At 58.1% G+C, this 6,672-nt stretch carries 7 protein-coding genes; 5 read left to right on the forward strand and 2 right to left on the reverse strand.

Annotated elements, in window-relative coordinates:
* Window positions 1-327: 327 nt before the first annotated feature.
* Window positions 328-483 carry a hypothetical protein gene (locus tag ACLD9W_RS11855; protein ID WP_410842208.1) on the reverse strand — a complete coding sequence of 52 codons (156 nt, stop codon included), beginning with the start codon at window positions 481-483 and terminating at the stop codon, window positions 328-330.
* A gap of 43 nt (window positions 484-526) precedes the next feature.
* Window positions 527-2,113: a sigma 54-interacting transcriptional regulator gene (locus ACLD9W_RS11860; protein ID WP_410842209.1), complete on the reverse strand. Its 1,587-nt coding sequence runs from the start codon at window positions 2,111-2,113 to the stop codon at window positions 527-529.
* A 270-nt stretch (window positions 2,114-2,383) separates the two neighbouring features.
* On the opposite strand from ACLD9W_RS11860, the gene ACLD9W_RS11865 reads away from it, so the two are divergent.
* The 5 genes from ACLD9W_RS11865 (at window position 2,384) to ACLD9W_RS11885 (ending at window position 6,511) form a co-directional block, all read left to right on the forward strand.
* Window positions 2,384-3,214 carry a factor H binding protein domain-containing protein gene (locus ACLD9W_RS11865; protein WP_410842210.1) on the forward strand — a complete coding sequence of 277 codons (831 nt, stop codon included), beginning with the start codon at window positions 2,384-2,386 and terminating at the stop codon, window positions 3,212-3,214.
* A gap of 156 nt (window positions 3,215-3,370) precedes the next feature.
* Window positions 3,371-4,030 carry an amino acid ABC transporter permease gene (locus tag ACLD9W_RS11870; RefSeq protein ID WP_410842211.1) on the forward strand — a complete coding sequence of 220 codons (660 nt, stop codon included), beginning with the start codon at window positions 3,371-3,373 and terminating at the stop codon, window positions 4,028-4,030.
* Window positions 4,020-4,688 (forward strand): amino acid ABC transporter permease, encoded by a 669-nt coding sequence (locus tag ACLD9W_RS11875; protein WP_410842212.1) that lies wholly within the window; start codon window positions 4,020-4,022, stop codon window positions 4,686-4,688. Before ACLD9W_RS11870 ends, ACLD9W_RS11875 begins: the two co-directional genes overlap by 11 nt.
* Before the next feature lies 1 nt (window position 4,689).
* Window positions 4,690-5,421: an amino acid ABC transporter ATP-binding protein gene (locus tag ACLD9W_RS11880; protein WP_410842213.1), complete on the forward strand. Its 732-nt coding sequence runs from the start codon at window positions 4,690-4,692 to the stop codon at window positions 5,419-5,421.
* A 217-nt stretch (window positions 5,422-5,638) separates the two neighbouring features.
* On the forward strand, window positions 5,639-6,511 hold the full coding sequence (locus ACLD9W_RS11885; RefSeq protein WP_410842214.1) for a cysteine ABC transporter substrate-binding protein: 873 nt from the start codon (window positions 5,639-5,641) through the stop codon (window positions 6,509-6,511).
* Window positions 6,512-6,672 lie beyond the last annotated feature (161 nt).

Below are 6,672 nucleotides of genomic sequence, written 5' to 3' on the forward strand. Positions count from 1 at the left end.
GCCGGATAAAGGAGTTTAAAAAGATTGCGATGCGTTGTGAAAAGACGGATGAATCTTTTGCTGCCAACATTTATCTGGCTGCTACGGTTTTAAGGCTGGCTTGGATGTCAACAGACCCTAGGGCGTGTTGACAATCAACATTTTGGCGGCTTTTTCGTCCTAAAACGGCATCTGCCGCGTTAAAAACACTCGCCTATGGACGGCATAGGCTCGCATTTTTGCCTTGCATCTGCCATTTTCTGCCGCAAAATCTGCTTCAAAAGTTGAATGTCAACAGCCCCTAGGGAGAAACAAAATAGAAAATCCACGGCGTTGCTTCGCCTTGGCTCAAAGAGGGTGGTTTAATAAAATATTGTAAATGATAAGAAAATTTCCCAATATGTCCTTGTTGTCTGCGATTTGCTTACCTTGTATCTTTCCGTGTTGTTTCACTATATTTCCAACCGTTACCGGTTGTGCCAAAAATCCGGCGGATGTCTCCATGTGTTTTCCATATCGGATTGCGTGCAGACCATCCGCCGTTTTTTCAGACGGCCTTTTTCTTTTCCCGTTCCTGTTTCAGTTTCTCCAACCGGTAGTAAAGCTGGCGGGTAGACAAGCCCAACATTTGTGCGGCCTGGGTTTTGTTGCCGCGGCAGTAGGCTAGGGTTTGTTCGATTTTTTCCAGCGGGTGCGAGTCGGCCTGGAGGTAGGGGCGTGCTTGGTTGCCCTGTACGGCGAAGGCGGTGCGGCTACGGCCGGCGGGTTTGGGGGCGGCGACGGGCAGGGGTTTGCCGGTGCGGCGGTTGAGGAGCTGCCAGACTTGTTGTTCGCCTATGATGTGGTTGTCGCTCTGCTGTGCCAGTTCGGTGAGGAATTGTTCGAGTTCGTAGACGTTGCCCGGCCAGTTGTGGTTTTGCAGCTGTTCGACGGCTTCGGCGCTGAGGTTGGCGTTTTTGCCGCTGTCGCGGTTGATGCGGTGCATGAAGTAGGCGGTGAGTTCGGGGATGTCGCTGCGGCGGTCGCGCAGGGCGGGCAGGTGGATGGGGACGACGTAGAGGCGGTAGTAGAGGTCGGGGTCGAAGCGGCCTTGTCCGACTTCTTCGGCTAGGTCGCGGCAGGTGGCGGTGATGATGCGGACGTTGGTTTTGCGCGCTTTGCCGCCGTCGAGGCGGCGGACGGCGTTTTCCTGCAAAACGTGCAGCAGGCGGGTTTGCTGGTCGGCGGTGAGTGCGGCGGTTTCGTCGAAGAAGATGGTGCCGCCGTCGGCCTGTTCGAGCAGGCCGGGGGTGTCGCCTTCGCCGAAGATTTCGCGGCTGAATTCGGCTTCGTCGCGGCCGCCGCAGGTGACTTTGATGAAGGGCTGGCCGACGCGGCGGCCGGCGGTGTGCAGGGTACGGGCGAACATTTCTTTGCCGGTGCCGTTTTCGCCTATCAGCAGGACGTTGGCGTTGCTGTGGGCGACGCGTTCGAGTTCGCTGACGGCGTTGAGCAGGGGGGCGGACGAGCCGACGATGCCGTAGCGGCGGCTGTGCGACTGCAGGGTCTGCCGCAGTTTGCGGTTTTGGTTTTGCAGTTGCAGGCGGCGGGCTTCGTTGTTTTCGTGGATGTAGAGGAGCTGGCCGGTGAGGGTGGCGAGGATGTTGAGCAGGGAGATGTCGTCGTGCAGGGCGCGCGGGCTGTAGCGGGCACGCAGGCAGGCGAGGACGCCGAAGGTGCGGTTGTGCGCGGTAACCGGCAGGGCGATGAACATGGTTTGTTCGGCGGGGATGTCGCTGTGCAGGACGCTGCGGCCGAGGAAGAGGGGGTCGTCGCGCACGTTGTCGGCAACTATCATGTGGGCGTGTTTGAGGACGGTGCCGGTGATGCCTTCGCCGGGGGCGTAAACGCCGCGTGCGGTTTGTTCGGGCGACATGCCGTAGGCGTGGCGGATGGAGGCGTTTTCGTCGTTAAGGTGCTGCAGGACGATGCGTCCCTGGTTGAGGCCGAAAAATTCGCTCATCAGTTGCAGCATGATGTACAGGGCGGTGTCGTGTGCGCCGTCGTCGCGGCCGAGGTTGCGGATAACCTGTTGCAGCAGCAGCATTTCCTGCGCGCGCCAGTCGCGGCGGTCGTTTTGTGTTTTCGATGTCATTGCGGCTTTGTGTCCAATGTAAACATTCGGCAGGCATTGTAAACAAAACTCAGGCCGTCTGAAAGGCGGCGCTGCGGTTTCAGACGGCCTCTGGGAGGGCGCATTATTAGGTGCGGATGCTGACAGGATTTGTGTCTTATATCGAATATTTTGAATTTGTTATCAGCCGGTTATTGTGTAAATCGATTTGGTGCATAGACGGTGTCAATATTTTATTATTATCGTCGTTATAATGTAGCCGTTTTTAACGGTGTATGAAAGGATAATGCCATGAAACAACATAAACAGCGCCATATTCTCTGCATTCTTGCCGCTTCTGCGGCATTAGCCGGTTGCAGTAGCACAGGCGAAGGTTTGGCTGACGCGATAACTGATCCGCTCAAACCGAAGGCAAACGGCAATTATAAGGAACTGGAGTTCAAGCCATCGCTGTCTAATACCCTGCTGCCCGACAGCCAATCCTCCATTACGATTACCGACGATGAAAAACAAGGCGCTGAGCGCAGCAAAACATACCGTTCCGGTGATAAATTTGACATCGGTTTCAAAAAGCAGGATTTGATTACTGAGTTGGCCTATGAGCGCAAAACGGGCAGTGGCAGCACCGACGGCGGTAAACTTCTGCTCTATAAACAAAACTATTCTGCCGTTGTCGGGCTGGTTCCGACTTACGCGAAAGATGCCGCCGGTAACGACCGCCCCGATGTAGTCAATAAATTGGAGATCGCCAGCATTCAGGGTCAGCGCGCCACCAACATTCCGCAAACCGGCACGGCCAACTATAAAGGCAGCGCGTTTGCCGAAGCAGGCTACGGCAAAAAAGACTACGGCAAACTCGATTACACCGTCGATTTCGCCAGTAAAACAGGCCAGGGCAGCATTACCGGCCTGCCGGGCAAACAAGACATCGCGCTCGAACAGGCGCAGCTGGGCGCTCGCCCCGACAACTCCACTGGCTTTGAAGGCCATGCCAAATCAAAAGATTTCGGCGACGGTCGCTACTCACTCGGCCTTTACGGCCCGGAAGCCGCCGAAATTGCAGGCGGCGTGCATTTCCGTGCTGCCAACCAAAGCATCGGCATGGCCGGTAAGAAACAATAAACGCGCCGCCGCGTAAAGAGGCCGTCTGAAAACCCACAACAGGGTTTTCAGACGGCCTCTTTATATCTTTTGCCTGTCCCGCTTATTCCGCGCCGTTATTTGCGCACCCGCCCGACAAAATCATACAATGCCGCCTTTTTTCCGCACCGCCGCGCCATGAACTGGTCTTATCTGATAAATGCCGTACCGAAATTCGCCGAAGCCGCCAAGCTCACGCTGGCGCTGTCGGCGTGGGGCATCGCCCTGTCGCTGCTGTTCGGGCTGGCCGTGGCGGTGGTAACGGCCTACAAAATCAAACCGTTTGCCGCGCCCGCCCGCGCCTATATCGAGCTGTCGCGCAACACGCCGCTGCTCATCCAGCTTTTCTTTCTTTACTACGGCCTGCCCAAAGTCGGCATCAAATGGGACGGCTTCACCTGCGGCGTTATCGCCCTCACTTTTCTCGGCGCAAGCTATATGGCCGAAGCGATACGCGCAGGCATACTCGCCGTGCCGCCCGGGCAAATCGAAGCGGGCAAAGCCATCGGCCTGAGCCGGCGGCAGATTTTCCGCTACGTCGAGCTGCCGCAGGCGTGGGCGGTGGCCGTGCCCGCCGTTGGTGCAAACATTTTGTTTTTAATCAAGGAAACCTCGGTCGTCAGCGCGGTGGGCATTGCCGAATTATTGTTTGTCACCAAAGACATCATCGGCATGGACTACAAAACCAACGAAGCCCTGTTCCTGCTGTTTGCCAGCTATCTGATTATCCTGCTGCCGGTGTCGCTGCTGGCGCGTTGGGCGGAAAACCGCGTGCGGAGTGCGAAATATGGCGTTTGACTGGCTTTTTGAAGGACAAAACCTCGCCCGCCTCGGCAAAGGACTGCTGCTGACGGCGCAAATCTCGCTGCTTTCCGTCGCCCTCTCCTGCGTGTTCGGCACACTGTTCGGCCTGCTTTTGCGCGCCGACAACCGCATCATCCGTTTTGTCAGCCGCTTTTATCTGGAAACCGTCCGCATCGTGCCGATACTCGTGTGGCTCTTTGGCTTCTACTTCGGCCTCTCCACCTGGACGGGCATCCACATCGACGGCCTGTGGGTCTGCGTGTGGGTCTTCACCTTGTGGGGCGTGGCGGAAATGGGCGACTTGGTGCGCGGCGCACTCACCTCCATCGAAAAACACCAGGTCGAATCCGCCCTCGCTCTCGGCCTGAGCCGCTGGCAGGTCTTCCGTTACATCGAGCTGCCGCAAAGCATACGCCGCGTCCTGCCCGGTGCCATCAACCTCTTCACCCGCATGGTGAAAACCAGCTCGCTGGCCGCCCTGATCGGCGTCATCGAAGTGGTGAAAGTCGGCCAGCAGATTATCGAAAACTCGCTGCTCACCGCGCCCAACGCCTCGTTTTGGGTGTACGGACTGATTTTTATACTGTATTTCCTCTGCTGCTGGCCGCTGTCGCTGCTGGCCGCGCGGTTGGAAAATCAATGGGAACACTGACATGGCACTACTGAGCGTGCGCAAGCTGCACAAAGAATACGGCAGCGTCACCGCCCTGCACTCGCTGGATCTCGACCTGCAAAAAGGCGAAGTCATCGTCCTGCTCGGCCCCTCCGGCTGCGGCAAATCCACCCTCCTGCGCTGCATCAACGGCCTCGAAGAACACCAAGGCGGCGACATCGTCATGGACGGCGTCGGCACATTCGGCAAAGACGTCTCCTGGCAAACCGCGCGGCAGAAAGTCGGCATGGTCTTCCAAAGCTACGAACTCTTCGCCCACATGACCGTCATCGACAACATCCTGCTCGGCCCCCTGCAAGTGCAAAAACGCAGCCGCGCCGAAGCCGAAGCGCAGGCCGACAAACTCCTCGCGCGCGTCGGCCTGCTCGAACGCAAAAACGCCTACCCGCGCGAACTCTCCGGCGGCCAGAAACAGCGCATCGCCATCGTCCGCGCCCTGTGCCTCAACCCCGAAGTCATTTTATTGGACGAAATCACCGCCGCCCTCGACCCCGAAATGGTGCGCGAAGTGCTCGAAGTCGTGCTCGAACTCGCCCGCGAAGGCATGAGCATGCTCATCGTCACCCACGAAATGGGCTTCGCCCGCAAAGTTGCCGACCGCATCGTCTTCATGGACAAAGGCGCCATCGTCGAAGAAAACAGCCCCGAAAACTTCTTCGCCGCCCCGCAAACCGAACGCGCCAAGCAATTCCTCGCCGGTATGGACTACTAAACTTCAAGGCCGTCTGAAACCCCGCAAACCCCTTTTCAGACGGCCTGGCCTTACAACCGCTTTGCCGCTCTATTAACCTAACCGATTGCCCCGAAAGGCCGTCTGAAAGCACGTCTTCGGACAAACCGAAGCCGCAAAACCCGATTCCGAAACGCCATTCCCGCGCAGGCGGGAACGGCCTCCCCACCAACCCACCAACATCCGAAAGGAAAACACCATGCATATCAACAGCAAATTCAAAGCCCTGCTCGCAGGCGCAACCCTCGCACTCGGCCTCGCCGCCTGCGGCGGCAGCGGCGGCAGCGGCGACACCGCCCAAAACGGCGGCCAACCCGCCGCCCCTGCCGCCGACACCGTCGCCGCCATCAAAGAGCGCGGCACCATCCGCATCGGCGTCTTCGGCGACAAGCCCCCCTTCGGCTACGTCGACGCCGAAGGCAAAAACCAAGGCTTCGACGTCGAAATCGCCAAAGAAATGGCCAAAGACCTGCTCGGCAGCCCCGACAAAGTCGAATTCGTCCTCACCGAAGCCGCCAACCGCGTCGAATACGCCCGTTCCGGCAAAGTAGACCTCGTCCTCGCCAACTTCACCCAAACCCCCGAACGCGCCGAAGCCGTCGACTTCGCCGCCCCCTACATGAAAGTCGCCCTCGGCGTCGTCTCCCCCGCCGGCAAACAGATAACCGACGTCGCCCAACTCAAAGACCAAACCCTGCTCGTCAACAAAGGCACCACCGCCGATGCCTTCTTCAGCAAAAACCACCCCGAAGTCAAACTGCTGAAATTCGACCAAAACACCGAAACCTTCGACGCCCTCAAAGACGGCCGTGGCGTCGCCCTCGCCCACGACAACGCCCTCCTGTGGGCATGGGCGAAAGAAAACCCCGGCTACGAAGTCGCCATCGGCAACATCGGCCCGGCCGAAGTCATCGCCCCCGCCGTGAAAAAAGGCGACCAAGCACTGCTTGACTGGGTAAACGGCGAAATCGCCGCCATGAAACAGGACGGCCGTCTGAAAGCCGCCTACGAAAAAACCCTCAAACCCGTCTACGGCGACAAAGTGAAAGCCGAAGACCTGCTGGCCGAATAAGCCCGCCGACAGAGCGCAAAACCAAAGAGGCCGTCTGAAAAAACCTGCGAAGCAGGTTTTTTCAGACGGCCTCCGTTTTCAGACGGCCTCCGTTTTCAGACGGCCTCCGTTTTCAGACGGCCTCCGTTTTCAGACGGCCTCCGTTTTCAGACGGCCTCCGT

The organism is Neisseria sp. WLZKY-1 (assembly GCF_046546535.1).
Classification (GTDB): Bacteria; Pseudomonadota; Gammaproteobacteria; order Burkholderiales; family Neisseriaceae; genus Neisseria.

What these genes read in the sequence shown, in the direction of transcription:
- ACLD9W_RS11855 (WP_410842208.1), bottom strand. Translation starts at nt 483, where the DNA reads ATGGAGACATCCGCCGGATTTTTGGCACAACCGGTAACGGTTGGAAAT.
- ACLD9W_RS11860 (WP_410842209.1), bottom strand. Translation starts at nt 2,113, where the DNA reads ATGACATCGAAAACACAAAACGACCGCCGCGACTGGCGCGCGCAGGAA.
- ACLD9W_RS11865 (WP_410842210.1), top strand. Translation starts at nt 2,384, where the DNA reads ATGAAACAACATAAACAGCGCCATATTCTCTGCATTCTTGCCGCTTCT.
- ACLD9W_RS11870 (WP_410842211.1), top strand. Translation starts at nt 3,371, where the DNA reads ATGAACTGGTCTTATCTGATAAATGCCGTACCGAAATTCGCCGAAGCC.
- ACLD9W_RS11875 (WP_410842212.1), top strand. Translation starts at nt 4,020, where the DNA reads ATGGCGTTTGACTGGCTTTTTGAAGGACAAAACCTCGCCCGCCTCGGC.
- ACLD9W_RS11880 (WP_410842213.1), top strand. Translation starts at nt 4,690, where the DNA reads ATGGCACTACTGAGCGTGCGCAAGCTGCACAAAGAATACGGCAGCGTC.
- ACLD9W_RS11885 (WP_410842214.1), top strand. Translation starts at nt 5,639, where the DNA reads ATGCATATCAACAGCAAATTCAAAGCCCTGCTCGCAGGCGCAACCCTC.